18 protein-coding genes are annotated in these 18,379 nt (G+C 65.8%); 11 read left to right on the top strand and 7 right to left on the bottom strand.

Going from position 1 to position 18,379, the window contains the following annotated elements:
• Window positions 1-1,254 (top strand): right-handed parallel beta-helix repeat-containing protein (locus AC16JP_RS08010; RefSeq protein ID WP_484340088.1); only part of this gene is annotated, 1,254 nt, incomplete at its 5' end.
• Here the strand turns inward: AC16JP_RS08010 and AC16JP_RS08005 are convergent.
• Window positions 1,242-2,990: a right-handed parallel beta-helix repeat-containing protein gene (locus AC16JP_RS08005; RefSeq protein ID WP_484340087.1), complete on the bottom strand. Its 1,749-nt coding sequence runs from the start codon at window positions 2,988-2,990 to the stop codon at window positions 1,242-1,244. The two genes, AC16JP_RS08010 and AC16JP_RS08005, sit on opposite strands and share 13 nt — an antisense overlap.
• The gene (locus AC16JP_RS08000; protein WP_484340086.1) at window positions 2,987-3,283 is read right to left on the bottom strand and encodes a DUF952 domain-containing protein; all 297 of its coding nucleotides are present in this window, start codon (window positions 3,281-3,283) and stop codon (window positions 2,987-2,989) included. The genes AC16JP_RS08005 and AC16JP_RS08000 overlap by 4 nt, the downstream gene beginning before the upstream one ends.
• A gap of 93 nt (window positions 3,284-3,376) precedes the next feature.
• Here AC16JP_RS08000 and AC16JP_RS07995 point away from each other — a divergent pair, with 93 nt between their 5' ends.
• On the top strand, window positions 3,377-4,183 hold the full coding sequence (locus AC16JP_RS07995; protein ID WP_484340085.1) for a glycosyltransferase family 2 protein: 807 nt from the start codon (window positions 3,377-3,379) through the stop codon (window positions 4,181-4,183).
• Window positions 4,184-4,245: 62 nt separating this feature from the next.
• Here AC16JP_RS07995 and dcd read toward each other — a convergent pair whose 3' ends face one another.
• Together dcd and AC16JP_RS07985 are read right to left on the bottom strand one after the other, a co-directional pair.
• Window positions 4,246-4,800, bottom strand: coding sequence for a dCTP deaminase (gene dcd / locus AC16JP_RS07990; protein WP_484340084.1), 555 nt, complete (start codon window positions 4,798-4,800; stop codon window positions 4,246-4,248).
• A gap of 85 nt (window positions 4,801-4,885) precedes the next feature.
• Complete coding sequence (locus AC16JP_RS07985; RefSeq protein WP_484340083.1) at window positions 4,886-5,365, bottom strand: UPF0262 family protein; 480 nt, start codon at window positions 5,363-5,365, stop codon at window positions 4,886-4,888.
• Between the two features lie 98 nt (window positions 5,366-5,463).
• Between AC16JP_RS07985 and AC16JP_RS07980 the strand changes: the two genes are divergently transcribed.
• The 8 genes from AC16JP_RS07980 to AC16JP_RS07945 all read left to right on the top strand — a co-directional run bounded on the left by AC16JP_RS07980 (window position 5,464) and on the right by AC16JP_RS07945 (window position 14,094).
• Entirely contained in the window at window positions 5,464-7,977 is a 2,514-nt protein-coding gene (locus tag AC16JP_RS07980; protein ID WP_484340082.1) for a penicillin-binding protein 1A, read from the top strand.
• Window positions 7,974-9,347 carry a peptide MFS transporter gene (locus AC16JP_RS07975; protein WP_484340081.1) on the top strand — a complete coding sequence of 458 codons (1,374 nt, stop codon included), beginning with the start codon at window positions 7,974-7,976 and terminating at the stop codon, window positions 9,345-9,347. The genes AC16JP_RS07980 and AC16JP_RS07975 overlap by 4 nt, the downstream gene beginning before the upstream one ends.
• A 10-nt stretch (window positions 9,348-9,357) precedes the next feature.
• Window positions 9,358-10,486 (top strand): peptide chain release factor 2 gene (gene prfB / locus AC16JP_RS07970; protein WP_484340080.1). Its coding sequence is split into 2 segments (ribosomal slippage): window positions 9,358-9,426 and window positions 9,428-10,486, totalling 1,128 coding nucleotides; the frame shifts between segments, so codons are not numbered across the junction.
• Window positions 10,476-11,066, top strand: coding sequence for an SMC-Scp complex subunit ScpB (scpB, locus tag AC16JP_RS07965; RefSeq protein ID WP_484340079.1), 591 nt, complete (start codon window positions 10,476-10,478; stop codon window positions 11,064-11,066). The genes prfB and scpB overlap by 11 nt, the downstream gene beginning before the upstream one ends.
• 47 nt (window positions 11,067-11,113) lie before the next feature.
• Window positions 11,114-11,356 carry a twin-arginine translocase TatA/TatE family subunit gene (locus tag AC16JP_RS07960; RefSeq protein ID WP_484340078.1) on the top strand — a complete coding sequence of 81 codons (243 nt, stop codon included), beginning with the start codon at window positions 11,114-11,116 and terminating at the stop codon, window positions 11,354-11,356.
• Window positions 11,357-11,386: 30 nt separating this feature from the next.
• Window positions 11,387-11,773, top strand: a complete 387-nt coding sequence (gene tatB / locus AC16JP_RS07955; protein WP_484340077.1) for a Sec-independent protein translocase protein TatB — start codon at window positions 11,387-11,389, stop codon at window positions 11,771-11,773.
• Entirely contained in the window at window positions 11,770-12,597 is an 828-nt protein-coding gene (gene tatC, locus AC16JP_RS07950) for a twin-arginine translocase subunit TatC (protein WP_484340076.1), read from the top strand. The genes tatB and tatC overlap by 4 nt, the downstream gene beginning before the upstream one ends.
• A gap of 51 nt (window positions 12,598-12,648) precedes the next feature.
• Window positions 12,649-14,094, top strand: a complete 1,446-nt coding sequence (locus AC16JP_RS07945; protein ID WP_484340075.1) for an NAD-dependent succinate-semialdehyde dehydrogenase — start codon at window positions 12,649-12,651, stop codon at window positions 14,092-14,094.
• Window positions 14,095-14,109: 15 nt separating this feature from the next.
• On the opposite strand, the gene AC16JP_RS07940 is transcribed toward AC16JP_RS07945, so the two are convergent.
• Entirely contained in the window at window positions 14,110-14,979 is an 870-nt protein-coding gene (locus AC16JP_RS07940; protein ID WP_484340074.1) for an alpha/beta fold hydrolase, read from the bottom strand.
• A gap of 113 nt (window positions 14,980-15,092) precedes the next feature.
• Between AC16JP_RS07940 and AC16JP_RS07935 the strand changes: the two genes are divergently transcribed.
• On the top strand, window positions 15,093-15,794 hold the full coding sequence (locus tag AC16JP_RS07935) for a TetR/AcrR family transcriptional regulator (RefSeq protein ID WP_484340073.1): 702 nt from the start codon (window positions 15,093-15,095) through the stop codon (window positions 15,792-15,794).
• Between the two features lie 33 nt (window positions 15,795-15,827).
• Here the strand turns inward: AC16JP_RS07935 and AC16JP_RS07930 are convergent, their stop codons facing one another.
• Both AC16JP_RS07930 and AC16JP_RS07925 read right to left on the bottom strand, forming a co-directional pair.
• Window positions 15,828-17,213, bottom strand: a complete 1,386-nt coding sequence (locus tag AC16JP_RS07930) for an N-acetylmuramoyl-L-alanine amidase (RefSeq protein ID WP_484340072.1) — start codon at window positions 17,211-17,213, stop codon at window positions 15,828-15,830.
• Between the two features lie 59 nt (window positions 17,214-17,272).
• On the bottom strand, window positions 17,273-18,379 hold a 1,107-nt coding region (locus tag AC16JP_RS07925), incomplete at its 5' end, for an EscU/YscU/HrcU family type III secretion system export apparatus switch protein (protein WP_484340071.1).

Here is an 18,379-nt window from a genome sequence, read left to right as displayed (position 1 = left end):
CTTTCCGTTGCCGATTCCGACAAGCCGGAAAAATTCCTGCCGATCCCGAAGGCCGAACTGCAAAAGCTGCTGGCCGGCCGCATCGACGCGGCGCTTCCGGCCGGGCTAGGCCAGGGGCAGCCGGTGCTCGCGCTCTGGGTGAACCCGAACCTCATCGCCTTCAGCACCGAAATCGCGGTTTCGACCGAGGGCGTGCAGTTCGCGCCCGGCGGGCAATGGGTGAACGCGAATTTCAAGCCCTATACCAACCGCGACAGCCGGTTCAGCCTGATGAACCTGCCCGCGATGGTGAACCGTGCAGGGCTGTTCGCGGTCAGCCCGGCCGACCGGGTGGCGATCTTCTGGCCGCCCGCTGTCGGCTCGGCTTCCACTGCCGTCAGCTATCAGCCCTCGGTCAGCACCGGCAGCAGGCGCTATGGCATCAACACCTCGAAGGCGACGAACATCGTCGTTCGCGGCTTTTCGTTCACCAGTTTCGCCGCCGAACCGAAGAACATGTCGAGCGGGGCGGCGATCCTTGGCCGCAGCAGCAAGGCGGGGATCACGATCGCCGACAACAGCTTCCGCTCGTTCGTCGGGCTGTCGGGGCCTGCTGTCGTGCACATGGCGTTTGCGCGCGACCTCAGGATCGAGCGCAACCAGTTCGTCGATACGCCATGGACTTCGGGCATCATGGTCGACAACAGCGCCGGGCCTACGGTCGTTCGCTGCAACAGTTTTTCCGACATCGGCCGCACCGGGATCCGCTTCAGCAATGTGGCGAACGGCCAGATCCTCGGCAATCGCCTGACCCGCGTGTACAGTGTGCACGGCAACGCGATCAGCGCCTACAACGACAGCCGCAACGTCCGTATCGCCGGCAATGTGGTGACTGCATCGATCCGCCCGCTGACCCTGCACGGGATCGGCAACGGCTCCTCCTATTTCACCGAGGGTACGCCCGGTGTCACTGTCAGCGACAATGTGCTGATCGGCACCGACAGCGTGAACGGCGCGCTGACCAGCTATGGCAGCACGCCGAATCTGGTTGTGACGGGGAACTTCCTCTATTCGAACCCCAATGCGATGAAGATCGCGGGCACTGAAACCGGGTTTGTCGCAACCGGCAACCAGCTTGTCGGCAAGGTGGTGCAGCCCAAGGCGAGCCAGTTGTTCCAGCCTGCGGGCAACATCTTCCACGATCCGGAAGGCAACGGCGCCGAACTCGTTGCCCGCATGATCTATGCCCGGCCGCCCGCCAGCTATTGCGGCTGAGCGGCGAGCCTGCCCTTGGGTTGCGCACGTTCGACGGGCGCAACCCTTGTGCCGGGCGCCGCGCACCCGGACTCGGTGAAGCTGGCCTTGGCGATGCTGGCGAAATTCAGATCTTCGCGGTTGCCGTCCAGTGTCCAGTCGGGCGGGACTTCCCCTCTGGTCGAGATGCCAGACGTGTCGTTGCCGCGCACCACCACGTCGCGGTCGGACTGGTTCATCAGCAGGCCCATCTTCGGGCCGATCAGCAGATTGCCTTCGATCCTGACGTCCTGCGTGTTGGCGCCCCAACTGTTGATGGCTGCCTGGCCATCGGGGGTGGAGACCAGGATATTGTGCCGGATGACCAGCCGGTTGGGTTCCGGCGCGTTTTTATCGCCGTGATAGGTGAGGGGGCGGCTGGAATTGACGACGCAGTTTCCCTCGAACAGAATGTCGCGGTTGCCGAGATAAGCCGTCAGCGCGTTGCCGTGCACGCCACGGATGTCGGCGACGATGTTGCCCTTCACCTGTGCGCCGTGCACGCCCAGCAGCGCGATGCCGGTGCGGCCGAGGCGGCGGATGACATTCCCCTCGATCCGCAGGTTCGACGGCTTGCCGCCCGACGCGCGGATACCGCTGCCGAAGGCGATTTCCTCGATCCGGTTGGACAGGATGTCGACATTGTCGGCCGCCTGAAGCTGCACTACACCCGAGCCATTCTCGATCACCGCCGGGCCGAAGCGGTTGCCGCTGATCTCGATGTCGTGCGCGCGTATCCCAAGCGAGGTGATCGCGCGGCCTTCGCGCCGGCCTGTGGCGCTGCCCGTCATGTTGCGGAAGTGGAAGCCGCTGATCACCAGATTCGACTGGCCGGTCACGTTGAAACCCATGCGGCCCGACCCGATGGAAAGCGTCGTTGCATTGTCGCCGGGCCGCAGCCGCGCGACCAGCACGCCCGGCCCGATCACCACATAGCGGCCGGGTTCCGCCAGCCCCGCAAAGCTGCCGTTCAGTGCGACTGCGCCGTCGCGGTCCTCGTAGAAGCGCAGGCCTTCGGCGTCGAACAGCAGGCGGTCGCCGTCGATGCCTTTCAACGGCCTTCTGGTGACGAGGTTGGGGCGCACCCAGAACGCCAGCTCGACCATGCGGCCATCGCGCGCGGCGCGGGCAAGTTCGGGCGATGTCAGGATGCCGGATTGCAGTTCGCCAAGCCGGGAAAGCGGCGTAACGGCAAAACCATGCCGGCCGTCGCTGTAGAAGGGGTCGGCGGGTGCCGGGATCTGGCTCAGCCAATAGGGACCGCGAGCGCCATAGAGGACGACGCGCGCCGTCGTCGGCTGCGGATATTCGACCCGGCTCAGCGCCTTCCAGTCTGCGGCGCCACCGCAATCAGCGGCGCTTGTGCATGGTCTGGCGGATGCCACCGGATCGGCGCCTTCGATGATGGCCAGCCCTTCGCCCCAGCCGATGCCGGAATAGACGATCGGCTTTTCGGCGTTGCCGCTGGCCGCCACCCGGATCGTGCCGCGATAGGCGACACCGGCACGGAACAGCAGCTTGTCGCCCGGTTGCAGGCGCGCGCCGGCCGGGCCGGCGGTCGCGTCAGGGTCGCCGGGGGCGTGCTTCCATGCGGTTGCCGGGGTGCGGCCGTCGGCACTGTCGCGGCCAGAGGCATAGTCGACGTGCCACGTGGTGCCGCCGGCGGGCGCGCAGCCCGCCAGCAGCGCCACCGCGACGGCTGGCATCATTCGTTTCATGCGCGTGTTTCGTGCCCGATCACATCGGCCCGCACAAGCGCGCGGAACAGATGCGGGAACAATGCGCCGTTGCGCGACGGTTCCCATTTCAGTTCGGGATCGTTGCCGACGTCCACCTCGGCGATCACCAGCCCCGCCTGCCCGGCGAAGTGTTTTTCGATCGTTCCCGCCACCTGTTCGCCATCGGACAGATGGATGAATCCGTCGCGCAGATCATCGTCGGAACCGGCAAACGTGCCGGTTTCCATGAAGGCATGCCATTGTGCTGCCCTAAAGATCTTGAACAATGCCATGCATGAAAGCTGCTCGATTCAGGCAGCCGCGTCAAACCGGCTTTGGCGTCGCGGCGGTTTCGGCAGGCAAGCTGAACGGAATATCGGTGAGTAATGGGTCAATCGCGCTGGACGGTCGTCATCCCCTACTACAACGAGGAGGCATGGCTTCCGCGGACTCTGGCCAGCATTTCTGCGCAGATCTGCCCGCCGTTCCGGGCGGTTCTGGTCGATAACGGATCGACGGATGGATCAGCAGAACTGGCGCGGGCGTGGGCGCTGACAGCGGGCAACATCCGGGTCAGCCTGTTGTCTGAGCCTGTTGCGGGCAAGATTCATGCGCTGGCCACGGGCATATCGGCAGTCGACACCGAGTTTCTGGCGCTCTGTGATGCCGATACATTGTATCCGCCCCACTATCTGCAAGCCGCCACAACGCATCTGGACGCGGCTGGCACGGGCACGATCGGGTTCATCGCGCATGATTGCGGCGCCGACCCCGACAGCGCTGGCGAACGGGCGCGGCGGTGGTTGTATACCCATGTCGTTTCGCGGCTGCTTACCCACCAGGCGCATGGCGGTGGCTATGCCCATCTGATGCGGACGCAGCCGTTCAGGGCGGCGGGCGGCTATGACGCGCGGCTGTGGCCATTTGTGCTGGAAGACCATGAGGTGGTGAACCGGCTGTGGAAGCATGGCCGTGTCGGCTGCGCACAGGATCTATGGGTGCAGACCTCGTCGCGGAGGACGGACCGCACGGCCGTCAACTGGACATTGTTCGAACGGCTTCTCTATAATTTCACGCTGCCTGTGCACAAAGACTGGTTCTTCCACCATTTTCTGGCGCCGCGCCTTGCCGCCAGGGGGCAGACGAACGCGCGCTTGCGGGAACGCAACTGGGAAGATGCAGACCGGGACTGACATCTGCCCGACCGACGGCATCCCCCGGAATCAGCGCTTCCGCGAACCGCCGGGCAGGACGCTCAGAGCCGTGGCAGCGTCACGCCTTTCTGGCCCATATATTTGCCTGCCCGGTCGGCGTAGCTGGTCTCGCAGATGCTGTCTCCCTTCAGGAACAGGAACTGGCAGGCGCCTTCATTGGCGTAGATTTTGGCGGGCAGCGGCGTGGTGTTGGAAAATTCCAGCGTCACATGGCCTTCCCATTCGGGTTCCAGCGGCGTCACGTTCACGATTATGCCGCAGCGGGCATAGGTGCTTTTGCCAAGGCAGATCACCAGAACGTCGCGCGGCACGCGGAAATATTCGACGGTGCGCGCCAAGGCAAAACTGTTGGGCGGGATGACGCAGACATCGGTCTGCCGGTCGACGAAGCTGCTGCTGGAAAAGGCCTTGGGATCAACGACCGCACTGTCGACGTTGGTGAAGATCTTGAATTCATCGGACACGCGGGCGTCATAGCCATAGCTCGACAGGCCATAGGATATGCAGCCGTCGCGCTTCTGCGCCTCGACGAATGGTTCGATCATCCCGTCGCGCAGCGCCCGCTCGCGGATCCAGCTATCCGGCATCACGCCCATGATCATCCTCTCGTCCCGTTGTGGGCAGACATGCCGTTGCCCGAAATTGCCTGCCCTATTGCCGCCTGACCTATTGCCGCCTGACCTATTGCCGGATGTGCAGCACGCAGATCAGCGTGAACAGCCGGCGTGCGGTGTCGAAGTCCATCTCGACGCGCCCGTCAAGGCGCTCGATCAACAGTTCGGCTGCCGAATTGTGAATTCCGCGCCGCGCCATGTCGATCGTCTCGATGGCGCTGGGGGAAGCGTTGCGGATGGCCTTGTAATAACTGTCGCAGATGGCGAAATATTCACGCACCACCCGGCGGAAGGGGGCCAGCCCCAGCAGCACAGATCCTTCGGCGGAGCCGCCCTCTTCGCGCAGATCCATCGCCAGACGGCCATCCTCGACCCTGAGGACGAGCCGCCACGGCCCTTCGCCCGCAACCTCGACCGGGCGGAACATATTGCCTTCCAGCAGGTCGAAGATGGCGACGCGGCGTTCCTGTTCGACGTCGGCGTTGCGCCAGATGACCGTCCGCTCATCCAGCTCGACCGCGACAATCCTGGAATCCGGTTCTGCCATCCCCTTCAGCCTAAAGCACAGGCAATCCCTGTTTGCCACCCCCGGCTGCGGGCGTCTTTTTCCTGTTGCAGCTTGCGAACCGGCGCTAAAGGGGCGCGATGGAGTCCGCCACGGAAGCACCGAAGCAGGCCGCGAACGGCCCGTTCGCAAGGTTCGCCGAACGCCTGAAAGCCATGTGGGAGCGGGTGCCAAGGCGCGCGCGCATCGTGATCGCCGTGCTTGGCGGCGGCGGGCTGGCGGCGATCGCGCTGCTGTGGCTTCTGGTGGGGCGCGGCCTTCCCGACGCCGCGAGCCTTGCCAATTACCAGCCGCCGCTGCCGACCATGCTGCGCGCATCCGACGGCACGCCGTTCCACAGTTTCGCGCGCGAACGGCGCATCTATCTGCCCTATGCCGAAATCCCGCCCGTGGTGATCGAGGCAGTGACATCCGCCGAAGACAAGAGCTTCTTTCAGCATTCCGGGCTGGATTATGCCGGGATCGCGCGGGCGGTCCTCACCAATCTCCGCTCGCTCGGCACCGACAGGCGGCCGGTCGGCGCCTCGACCATCACCCAGCAAGTCGCCAAGAACCTGCTGCTGACCAACGAAGTCTCGCTGGCGCGCAAGGCGCGCGAGGCGATTCTGGCGTGGCGGATCGAAAGCCTGTTCACCAAGGAGCAGATCCTCGAACTCTATCTGAACGAGGTGTTTCTGGGCCGCAACGCCTATGGCATCGAGGCGGCGTCGCAGGCCTATTTCGACAAGCCGGCAGCCGAACTGCGCCCTGAGGAAGCAGCGCTGCTGGCCGGGCTGCTGAAAGCACCCTCGGCCTATAATCCGGCGTCGAACTACAAGCGGGCGATGGAACGGCGCAATTATGTGCTTGGCGAAATGGCCAATAACGGCTTCCTGACCGAGGCCGAAGCCAATGCGCTGAAGGCGACGCCGATCGAAGTGCCCGGCGGGGGTGCTGCGTCGTTACAGTCGGCGGTGGGCGGCTATTTCATCGAGGAGGTGCGCCGCCAGTTGATCGAACGCTTCGGCGAGGATGCCGACGCCGGGCCGAACAGCGTCTATGCGGGCGGCCTGTGGGTGCGGACGACGATCGACCCGGTGATCCAGGCGGCCGCCGAAAAGGCGCTGCGCGACGGGCTGATCCGCTATGACAGCGGCCGCGCATGGCGCGGGCCGGTCACGCATATCGAAACCGGCGAAGGCTGGGTGTCGCGGCTGCGTTCGGCGAACGTCGGGGTCGGCTATCCGCAATGGCGCTCGGCGGTCGTGCTGGCCCGGCAGGAAGGCGGTCTCAGGATCGGGCTGACCGATGGCCGCACCGGCTTCATGGCGAACGGCGACGCCGCCCGCCAGCGCGACGGCAAGCCGGCAGCGCAACTGCTGAAGGTGGGCGATGTGGTGGCGGTTTCGCGCATATCCGGCAGCAGCTATGCGCTGCGGCAGATCCCCGAGGTGTCGGGCGCCATGGTCGTGCAGGAACCGCAGACCGGGCGGGTGCTGGCGATGGTCGGCGGCTTCGACGTGCGCGGTTCCAGTTTCAACCGCGCGACGCAGGCGATGCGGCAGCCCGGATCCAGCTTCAAGCCGTTCGTTTATGCAACCGGCCTCGACAACGGCATGACGCCTGCCACCATCGTTGCCGACGCGCCCTATTGCGTGTTCCAGTCGCGCGCGCTGGGCACCAAATGCTTCCGCAATTACGGCGGCGGCCATGCGGGCGCGCAGACCATGCGCTGGGGCCTCGAACAATCGCGCAACCTGATGACGATCCGCATCGCCTATAATTCCGGCATGAAGAATGTGGTGAAGCTGGCGAAGGATCTGGGCATCGGCAATTATCAGCCGGTGCTGGCGATCGCGCTTGGTGCGGGCGAAACCACGCCGATGCGGCTGGTGAACGCCTATTCCACCCTGCTGAACAACGGCAAGGGCGTCGAGCCGGTGCTGTTCGACCTGGTGCAGGACCGCAACGGCCGGGTGATCTGGCGCGCCGACGACCGCCCGTGCGAGGGGTGCAACACCACCCGCTGGCAGGGGCAGCCGATGCCGCGCCCCGCCGACAACCGGCGGCAGGTGATGGATGCGCGCACCGCCTATCAGGTGACGCACATGATGGAGGGCGTCGTCCAGCGCGGCACCGCCACCACCCTGCGTTCGCTGGAGGTGCCGATCGCCGGCAAGACCGGCACCACCACCGGCCCGCGCGATGTCTGGTTCGTGGGCGGCACGCCGCACGTCGTGGCCGGGCTGTATATCGGCTATGACAAGCCCCGCAATCTGGGCGGCGTGCAGGGCGGCACCTTTGCCGCACCGATCTGGAAGCAGTTCTACGCCGACGCCTTCCACGACCGCCCGCCCGAACCCGACCCGTTTCTTGCGCCCGCCGGCATCCGCATGGTCCGCATCGACCGGCGGTCGGGGCAGCGGGTCTATGGCACGTTCCCGTCGATGGACCAGCCAAAGCCCGCCGTCATCTGGGAGGCGTTCAAGGCCGATGCGGAACCGCGCCGCATCTATCGCCGGTCGGATGAACTGAAGGCCCTGCAACCGGCGGAAACCGGCGTGCGGGTGAAGTCCGACAGCGAGTTCCTTCGCCAGCAGGGGGGAATCTATTGACCGAAACAGCAGCCGACCGGGCGGACAGCGCCTTTCTGGGCCACCCCAAGGGGCTGGGCTACCTGTCCTTCTCGGAAGCGTTCGAGCGCTTCTCGTTTTACGGCATGCAGGCGCTGCTGGTGCTGTATATGGTGAAATACCTGCTGCTGCCGGGCAATCTGGAACAGGTATGGATGTTGCGGCCGTTGCAGGCGGCGCTGGGCGGTCTCGAAGGCCAGCCGCTCGCTTCAGCGGTGTTCGGGCTGTACACGTCGCTGGTCTATCTTACCCCGATTGCCGGCGGGCTGATCGCCGACCGGCTGCTGGGTCGGCGGCTGACGGTGCTGCTGGGTGCCGTCACCATGGCGGCCGGGCATTTCCTGATGGCCTTCGAACCGGCGTTCCTGCTGGCGCTGTTGTGCCTGATCGTCGGCACCGGGCTGTTCAAGGGCAACATCGCCAGCCAGGTCGGCGGGCTGTATGGGCCTGACGACAATCGCCGCGCCGATGCGTTCCAGATCTTTTATCTGGGCATCAACGGCGGGGTGATCGCAGCGCCGCTGATCGTTGGCACGCTGGGCGAAAAGGTGGGCTGGCACTGGGGTTTCGGCGCGGCAGGCGTCGGCATGCTGATCGGGCTGTGCGTCTATCTGGCGGGCACCAGGCACCTGCCGCCCGATCCGCCACTGCGTCGCGGCGGCAGCGGCATCCGGCTTTCGCCCGCCGAATGGAAGCAGACGGCGGGGCTTTTGCTGCTGATCCCGGTGATGGCGATCGCCATCATTCCGAACAACCAGATATTCAACGCCTATCTGGTGTGGGGCGATTCCGTGTTCGACCTGTCGTTTGCCGGGCGGCGCCTGCCGACAACATGGCTCGTTACCCTCGACGCGATCGTCTCGGTGTCGTTTCTGGCGGGCGTGGCGCTGTTCTGGCGCTGGTGGGGCAAGCGGCGCACCGAACCCGACGAAATCGGCAAGATCCTGATCGGCAGCCTGTTCACCACTTCCGGAATGCTGGTGCTGGCCTTTGCGGCGGCCACGCGGGCGCCCGATGCCAAAATCGGGCTGGCGCTGCCGGTATTGTTCCATGTGCTGAACTCGATCGGGTTCGCCAACATCATGCCGGTAACGCTGGCGCTGTTCGCGCGCGTTGCGCCTGCGGCTTTGAATGCAACGGTGATCGGGCTGTATTATCTTTCGTTTTCCGCCGGGAACTGGCTGGTGGGCAGGATCGGCGGTTTGCTGACGACGATGGATGCAACCAGCTTCTGGCTGCTGCATGCCGCACTTGCGGCAGCGGCCGGGATCGGCTTCCTGCTGTTCCGGCTGACGGTCTGGCGCCGGCATGGCGCCCAAAAGGGCTTGCAGTCGGCGGCCCCCTCCGCCTAGGAGGCCCGCCATGCGTGCAGAAGCCCAGAATCATGTCGACAGCATCCAGCAGGCGCTTGCCCTGCTGAGGAGGTTTCTTTGACTGGGATCGCGCACTCCAGAAACTGGACCAGTTGAACCACCGCGCCGAAGACCCGGCGCTGTGGAACGACCCGAAGGCCGCGCAGGAACTGATGCGCGAGCGGCGCAAGCTCGATGAAGCGATCACCGCCACCCGCCGCATCGAGGACGAGCTGACCGGCACCGTCGAGCTGATCGAACTTGCCGAAGCCGAAGGCGACGAGGCACTGGCCGACGAAGGCGTCGCCGCGCTTGCAGAGCTTGCCGTCCGCGCCGAGCATGACAAGGTCGAGGCCCTGCTCTCGGGAGAAGCGGACGGCCTGAACAGCTTCGTCGAAATCAATTCAGGCGCCGGCGGCACGGAAAGCCAGGACTGGGCCGAGATGCTGCAACGCATGTACATGCGCTGGGGCGAGCGGCGCGGCTTCAAGGTGGAACTGATCGACTATAACGCCGGCGAACAGGCGGGCATCAAGTCGGCGACCATCCTGCTGAAGGGTGAAGGCGCGTTCGGCTGGGCGAAAACCGAAAGCGGCGTGCACCGGCTTGTTCGGATCAGCCCCTATGATTCATCGGCGCGGCGGCACACCAGCTTCGCCAGCGTCTGGGTGTATCCGGAAATCGACGATTCGATCGAGATCGACATCAAGGAAGCCGACTGCCGGATCGACACCTATCGCGCATCGGGCGCCGGCGGCCAGCACGTCAACACCACCGATTCGGCGGTGCGCATCACCCATCTGCCGACGGGGATCGTCGTCGCCTGCCAGACCGAGCGGTCGCAGCACAAGAACCGGGCGACGGCGTGGAAGATGCTGCGCGCCCGCATGTACGAGGCCGAACTGCAACGCCGCGAGGCCGAGGCGAACGCGGTGAACGCCACCAAGACCGATATCGGCTGGGGGCACCAGATCCGATCCTATGTGCTGCAACCCTACCAACTGGTGAAGGATCTGCGCACCGGTCTTACCAGCACCTCGCCGCAGGACGTGCTGGACGGCGAACTGGACCCGTTCATGGCCGCCGCACTGTCGCAGCGCGTGACTGGCGAGAAGGCCGACGTCGACGATGTCGACTGACGGCGACCCGGCGGACTATGCCCGCCGCGTCGAGGCGGTGATCTTCGCCGCCGCCGAACCACTGGCGCCGTCGGACATCCGCGCCTATGCGGGCGAAGGCGATCTGGGCGCCGCGCTGGAGCGGCTGACCGCCGATTATGCAGTGCGCGGGGTGAATCTGGTGGAACGTGGCGGCCGCTTCCTGTTCCAGACCGCGCCCGACTGTGCGTCGGTTCTGGAACGCGCGCGCGAAGTGCCGAAAAAGCTGGGGCGGGCCGCGCTCGAGACGCTGGCGATCATCGCCTATCACGAACCCGTCACCCGCGCCGATATCGAGGAAATCCGTGGCGTGCAGACGGCGCGCGGCACCCTGGACACGTTGATGGAAGCCGGGTTCGTGCGACCGGCCGGGCGGCGCGAAAGTCCCGGCCGGCCGATGCAATATGCAAGCACGGGAACATTCCTTGCCCATTTCGGGCTGGAAAGCCGCCGCGATCTGCCCGGACTTGCCGAACTGAAGGCAGCCGGGCTGCTGGACCCGATGCCCGAAGGGGCGCAATCGCAGGGCGCCGCACTGGCGCCCGATCAACCGAACGACTAGATAAGGCGCGCGCCGGCACCGTCCGGCCGGATGGAGGAGGAACGACCATGGGCAGCATGAGTATCTGGCACTGGGTCATCGTCGCCCTCATCGTGATGCTGCTTTTCGGCAAGGGCCGCATTTCCGAAATGATGGGCGATCTGGCGAAGGGCATCAATTCGTTCAAGAAGGGCCTCGCCGACGAGGAGAACAAGCCGGCTGCGCCGCCGCCGGCCGCAGTGCCACCGCAGCAGGTGACGCACCAGCCCGCCGAGACGCCGACACCCAACGCCGAGCATACGCCCCGCTGACGCGGCGGCCATCGGCAGGGCGCAGGCGCGATGTTCGATATCGGTGGAACCGAACTGCTGCTGATCGCGGTCGTGGCGCTGGTCGTCATCGGCCCGAAAGACCTGCCGAACGCGTTGCGCGTGGTCGGGCGCTATACCGGCAAGGCGCGCGCCATGACGCGGCACCTGCGCTCGGGCTTCGACGAGATGATGCGCCAGGCCGAGCTTGAGGAAATGGAAAAGCAGTGGGCGGAACAGAACCGCCGGATCATGGAGGCGACGCCCGATGCAGGCAGCGGCGCCACCGATCCGGCGCCGGCGGCAGACGTGCAGCAGGCGCCAGAAATCGCGCCCCCAGAAATCGCGCCCCCAGAAACCGCGACACCAGAAACCGAACCGCCTGAAATCGTGCCGCCTGAATCAAGGCCGCTTCCGTGAAGGACATCGACGACACCAAGGCGCCGCTTCTCGAACATCTGATCGAGTTGCGCACCCGGCTGTTGTGGTCGGTGGGCGCGATCATGGTGGCGTTTTTCCTGTGCTTTGCTTTCGCCAAGGAAATCTTCGCACTGCTGGTGCGGCCGCTGGCCGCCGCCGGGCAGGACAAGGTGATCTTCACGCAGGTGTTCGAGGCGTTTTTCGTGCAGGTGCGCGTGGCCTTCTTCGGCGCGCTGATGCTGAGCTTTCCCGTCGTCGCGACACAATTGTGGAGGTTCGTCGCACCGGGTCTTTACCGGCAGGAAAAGCGCGCGCTGCTGCCGTTCCTGCTGGCGACGCCGTTCCTGTTCGCGCTGGGCGCATGCTTTGCCTATTTCATCGCGGTGCCGACGGCCCTCAGGTTTCTGCTGGGGTTTCAGGGTGATCTGGGCAACAGCGGGGTCAGCCAGCAGGCGCTGCCCTCGGTCGGTGAATATCTCAGCTTCATCATGCAGTTCCTGTTTGCCTTCGGGCTGGCGTTCCTGCTGCCGGTGCTGCTGATGCTGCTGCATCGTTCGGGGATCGTCAGCCGCGAGCAGTTGCTGGGTTTCCGCCGCTATTTCATCGTTGCGGCCTTCATCATCGCCGCCGTGTTCACGCCGCCCGACGTGGTTTCACAATTGCTGCTGGCGGTGCCGCTGGTGCTGCTTTACGAAATCAGCCTGCTGGCGATCCGGTTCATGGGGAACCCGGCGACGGCCCCAGCGGAATCCGAAACCGAAACCGAAACCGAAACCGAAACCGAATCCGGCGCACACGCGATCGACCACAAGCCCGCCGAATAGCAGGCGGCTGCCGGGCTTGCGCGCCAGCCAGCCAGCGCGCATCGTGCAACCATGCCTCTTTCGCTTCAACGGCCCGGCCTGCTGCGCGGCGCCAACCTGATCGCCGGTCGCTGGATCGACGCCACCGCCGACGGCATCGCCGTCACCAATCCCGCCACCGGCGAAGTGCTGGCGCACGTGCCGCGCTTTGGCCGCGCCGAAGCGGCCGAGGCGATTGCGGCGGCCGCCGACGCCATGCCGGAATGGGCGGCGCTTACGGCCAAGGCCAGGGCGCAGGTGTTGCGCCGATGGTTCGAGCTGATCATGGCGAACCAGGCAGATCTTGCCGCCATCATGACCGCCGAGCAGGGCAAGCCTCTGGCGGAATCCATGGGCGAAATCGCCTATGCGGCCAGCTTCATCGAATGGTTCGCCGAAGAAGGCAAGCGCGCCTATGGCGAAGTGATCCCGCCGTTCGCCGCCGACCGGCGCATTCTGGTGCTGAAACAGCCGATCGGGGTGACGGCGGCCATCACGCCGTGGAACTTCCCTGCTGCCATGATCACCCGCAAGGCCGGACCGGCGCTGGCTGCGGGCTGCCCGATGATCATCAAGCCGGCAACAGCGACGCCGCTGTCGGCGGTTGCGCTGGCGATCCTTGCCGAGGAAGCCGGGCTGGACCCGCGTCTGCTTTCGGTCATCACCGGCAGTGCCTCGGCGATTGCAGCGGAATTCACCGGCAACCCGGTGGTGCGGAAAATCAGCTTCACCGGCAGCACCGAAATTGGCCGCCAGCTATATGCCGCTGCCGCGCAGAACATCCAGAAGGTCAGCCTGGAACTGGGCGGCAACGCACCGTTCATCGTGCTCGACGACGCAGACCTCGATGCAGCGGTCGAAGGGGCGATCGCCTCGAAGTTCCGGAATGCGGGCCAGACCTGTGTCTGCGCCAACCGCATCTATGTGCAGGACGGCGTGCATGACGCATTCGTGGCGAAGCTGGCGGCCCGCATCGCCGGGCTGCGTGTGGGCGACGGCGCGGCGCCGGGTACCGACGTCGGCCCGATGATCGACATTGCCGCAGTCGAGAAAACCGAGCAGCACATCGCCGACGCCGTAGCAAAGGGCGCGACGCTGGTGGCAGGCGGCGAACGCCGTGGCGGCACATTCCTTTCGCCGGCACTCGTCACCGGGGTCACGTCGTCGATGCTGTTGGCGACCGAAGAAACCTTCGGGCCGGTCGCGCCGGTATTCCGCTTCGCCACCGACGCCGAGGTGATCGCCGCCGCCAACGCGACCGAATATGGCCTCGCATCCTATTTCTACGGCCGCGACCTGTCGCGCGTGTTCCGCATGGCCGAGGCGCTGGATTATGGCATGGTGGGCATCAACACCGGCATCCTCAGCACCGAAGTCGCGCCGTTCGGCGGCGTGAAGCAGTCGGGCATCGGCCGCGAGGGTTCGCGCCACGGACTGGATGAATATCTCGAGATGAAATATCTGTGCATCGGGCTTTGATGGCGGGCTGTCCGGCTAGCCGATAGCTGCCAGAAACCCTTCCAGCGCGGCGATGGATTCCGGTTCCTCCAGCGTAGGCGCGTGGCCGACATTCGCCACCACCGCCGTTTGCAGCCCCGGCAGGCGCCTTGCCAGCATCGCCTGCCCTTCAGCCGACAGAATATCCGACCGGTCGCCGCGAATCGACAGCAGCGGCAGGCTTCCCATCCCCTCGAGTGCCAGCCACAAGTCCAGCGCCCCGGCATTGCCGCTATTGTTGGGAAGCTGGAAAGGCGCAGCGATTTCAGGATCATAATCCCATACGATCCGGCCTTCGCGGCTGATGCGGCACAGGTGCTTGGTGTGCGTCAGCCATTGTTCGAGCGACCATCCGGGGTAGATTTCGGCCTGCCGGCGGGCGACTTCGCGCGCGGCGATCAGCCAGCTTGCCCAGTTGCCGCCGCGCCCCAACTGGTTGCGCACGCGATCGAGGCCCGCAGCCTCCATCTCGGGGCCGACGTCGTTCAGCACCAGCCCGGCAAGCCGCGCTTCGCGGGTTGCGCCCAGCAGCATTCCGATCAGCCCGCCAAGCGACGTGCCGACGAGGACGACGCGGCTGACGCCTGCATCATCGAGCAGCAGGCTGAGGTCCTGCAGATAGGTCAGCGGCACATAGGTCAGCGGGTCGCGTGCATAGCCCGATTCGCCACGCCCGCGCAGGCTGGCGGTCAGCACCCGATGGCGTGGCGCGAAGCGGGCAGCGAAGGCATCGAAGTCGCGGGCGTTGCGGGTAAGGCCGGGCACGCACAGCAGGGCGGGACGATCGTCGGCGCCGGGATAGTCGCGGTAGTGCAGGCGCACATTGTCGCCCGTCCAGAAAAAGCGGTCAGTCCAGCCCGGTAGCACGGCGGCACCCTAGCGGTGCGCTTCGCAGGGCGCAATTCGTCACATCTTTTGACTGTCACTCAGTTTTCGCGCATAGATGGCGCGCGGGGAAGAAAGGAAGGACGACAGCAGCAGTGGCCACCCGATCCGACACTGCCGACCAGCACGATCGCAAGCCCGCTGCGCAAAAGCGCGCGCGCGGCAGGCCCGCCCGGGCCGAAGGCGACGGCAAGGTGCGCCGTTACGATGCGGCCGAAACCCGCGCCCGTATTCTGGAAGCAGCCTATCTGTTGTTCGGAACGCGCGGTTACAGCGGCACCGGCACCGCCGATATCGCAGCGCAGGCCGATGTTTCGGAAGGCTCGATCTTCTACCATTTCGGCTCGAAGAACGGGCTGCTGACGGAACTCGGGCGGCTGCACGGGCAGAAGCTGGTGGCGGCGATGCAGGGTGACGAGCCGCTGGGATCGCTGACCTATGAAATCAGCATGAACCGCTGCTTTGATTTTTGCGAAGCGAACAACCTGTGGGAGGAAGCAAAGGCCGAGGGCGCATGTTCAGCCAGCGCCGAGTTCCGCAAATCCAGCCCCGAGGCCGAGCCATTCTACCAGGCGTCGCGCGAAATCATCGTCGACTGGACCAAGGCACATCTGGATGCGCTGGCCGTGGAACGTGGCGATCCGCCGACTGATCGCACGCTGATGGCGCAACTGGTGTTTGCAACCGTCGGCGAAGCGATGCGCCAGTATCTCGCCCCTGATGCAACCGACAAAGATCGCGCCCACATCCGATGCGAATGCGTGCGCTTCTGCCAGACTGCGGTTGGCGCGGACTGACGTTTCGCCGGCCCGGCACCATCCTCCCCGGATTCAGCGCTGGCCCAGATACCTGACCACAGTGTCGGCGATGCCGTTGGCGATTGCCTGCTGCCCCTTTCGCGACGACAGGTAATCCGCATCGTCGGCGTTCGACAGATAGCCGGTTTCCAGCAGCACGGCCGGAACCCCCAGGTTTCGCAGCACCTGAAAATTGGCGAAATGGTGGAACTGGCTGCGAAAGCGCACGCCCTCGGGTTCCAGCCCGTCTTGCAGCATTTCGGCGAAATCGGCGCTGGCGTTCATCGAATCGCGCATCCCAAGATCGACGAGGATGCCGGCGACTTCGCGGTTCTCGCCGCTCAGGTCGACTCCGGCGATGAGGTCGGCGCGGTTCTCCTTGGCGGCGGTCCTTGCGGCTTCGCGGTCGGACGCGGTTTCTGAAAGCGTATAGACCGACGCGCCCCGAGCACCCGCGTTGGCGGCGCTGTCGGCATGGACCGAGACGAACAGATCGGCCTTCCAGTCGCGCGCTTTCCTGACCCGGCCGCCAAGTGTCACGAAATAATCATCGTCGCGCGTCAGCCGCACATCGATCGGCACGCCTTTCGACCGCGCCCTGCGTTCGATCGCGGCTTTGGCAGCGCGAACGATCGCCAGCGTCACGTCTTTTTCGGCGCCGCCGTTGGCCGATGGAGCGCCCGGATCGGTGCCGCCGTGGCCGGCATCCAGCACCACCACATAGCGGTTGCGGCGCGGTGGCCTTGCGTGTGCCGTCGCTTCGGGGCGGCGTTCCGGCGGGGCTGCCGCCTGCACGCTTTTGTCGACCCTCAGGTCGACCGGCGGGACCGGCGTTTTCGCTGCTGCCGCTGGCGGCGGGGCAGATGGTTGCAGCGCCTCGCTGGCGCGCGCAAGGGCGGCTTCCACCGTATCCATCCGCGCGGCGCTGTCGGCTGCAAGGTCGGTCGCGGGTGCGGGGCCGGGGGCAACGGCGCGGGGTGCTTCCTGATGGAATGCGGCAATCCGGGTTTTGCCCTTGCGCACCAGCCGCGCGAACGCTGCCTGATCGGTGCGCCGCAGCCGCAGTTCCAGCACCTGGTCGCGCCCCTGCGTTGCCGACACCAGTTCCATCGGCTGTTCCAGATCGACGACGACGCGCACGGTTTCCGGATCGAACTGCGAAACCCGCGCCGCGCGCGCGCCGCCTTCGCCTTCCACTTCGCGCCGCAGCGACGACGCCTGATCAAGATCGATCGCCCAGCGCATCGGCCCGGCAAGCGCGAATGCCTGTGGCGCCGCAGCAAGCGGTTCGGAAAGCGCAAGGCGAACCGTCACGCCATCGGCAGTCGGCACGAGGCGGATGTTCCCCGCTACCGCGACGGCGTTTGCAGGCAGCGCAAGCAGCAGAAGGACAAGGGCGGCAAGCCAGCGAGGCAACATGCGCGGCCTTGTGCCAAGGACGGACGCAGTTGAAAACCCGTTGCGGGCAGATACGTCGTTCAGCGGGCGGAGACCATGCGGCCATGTTCGTCGAACAGGGCGGTTTCCGGGGCTTCGGCATCGGGCGGCCGCACTGCCGAGCCGCTCACCCGCAGCACGAACGCAAGGATGGTGGCGACGGCTGCATACAGATCGGGCCGGATCGACTGCCCGACACGCCCGGTGAAATAAAGCGCGCGTGCGACGGACGGATAGGACAGCACCGCCACCCCCTGTTCGGCGGCCAGTTCGCGGATCGCCTGCGCCACCACACCGCGCCCGCGTGCAACGATCGTCGGCGCGCTGTCGTCTCCGGGGCAATAACGCAGGGCGATCGCAAAATGTGTCGGGTTGGTGACGACGACGGTTGCATCGGCCATCGCCGAACGATTGGCGCGTTTCAGGCTTTCGCGCGCCATCCGCCGCAGCGCGTGGCGCACTTCTGCTGAACCTTCCTGCTGTTTCATTTCATCCCGGATGTCCTGTTTGGTCATGCGCAGGCGTTGCAGCCACATCCTGATCTGCAACGGCACGTCGATCGCCCCGATCAGCGCCAGCCCCAGCCCCAGCAGCAGCACCAGCCGCAACGCGATATCGGCACAACTCTGGATTGCGCGATCGAGCGGCATCGCCGCCAACCCCGCCAGCATCGGCATCGCGCCGGCAATCACATGCCAGGAAATGGCAGCAAGAATGCCCGTCTTGCCGATGGCCTTGGCCAGTTCGACAAGGCTGCGGCTTCCGAACAGCCGTTTCAGGCCTGCCATTAGGTTCAGGCGCTTCCAGTCGGGCGCAAGGTTGGCAGGAGTGAAGCCGGCGCCGCCGGTTGCCGCCTGCCCCGCTATGGCGGCCACCAGCACCAGCAGTGCCAGCACGCCGAGCGGCCGGGCTAGCGGCCACAGCATGGAGGCCAGCGCGTCCACCGGGCGGAAGTCCACCACCTCGGCGTGGCCGAAGGCCAGCGCGTCGTGCAGCGACCGGCGCAAGCCCGCGCCGAAGCGCGGCGCTTCCGCCCACAGCCACATCGCCGCTGCGCCCCCGGCAAGCGCCGTTGCCAGTTCGCGCGAAGCCGGGCGGTCGCCCTTTTCGCGCGCCTGCTCGCGGCGGTGCGCGGTCGGCGCCTCGGT

It is taken from the genome of Sandaracinobacteroides sp., from assembly GCF_057137845.1.
This window is presented reverse-complemented; position numbering and strand designations above follow the sequence as displayed.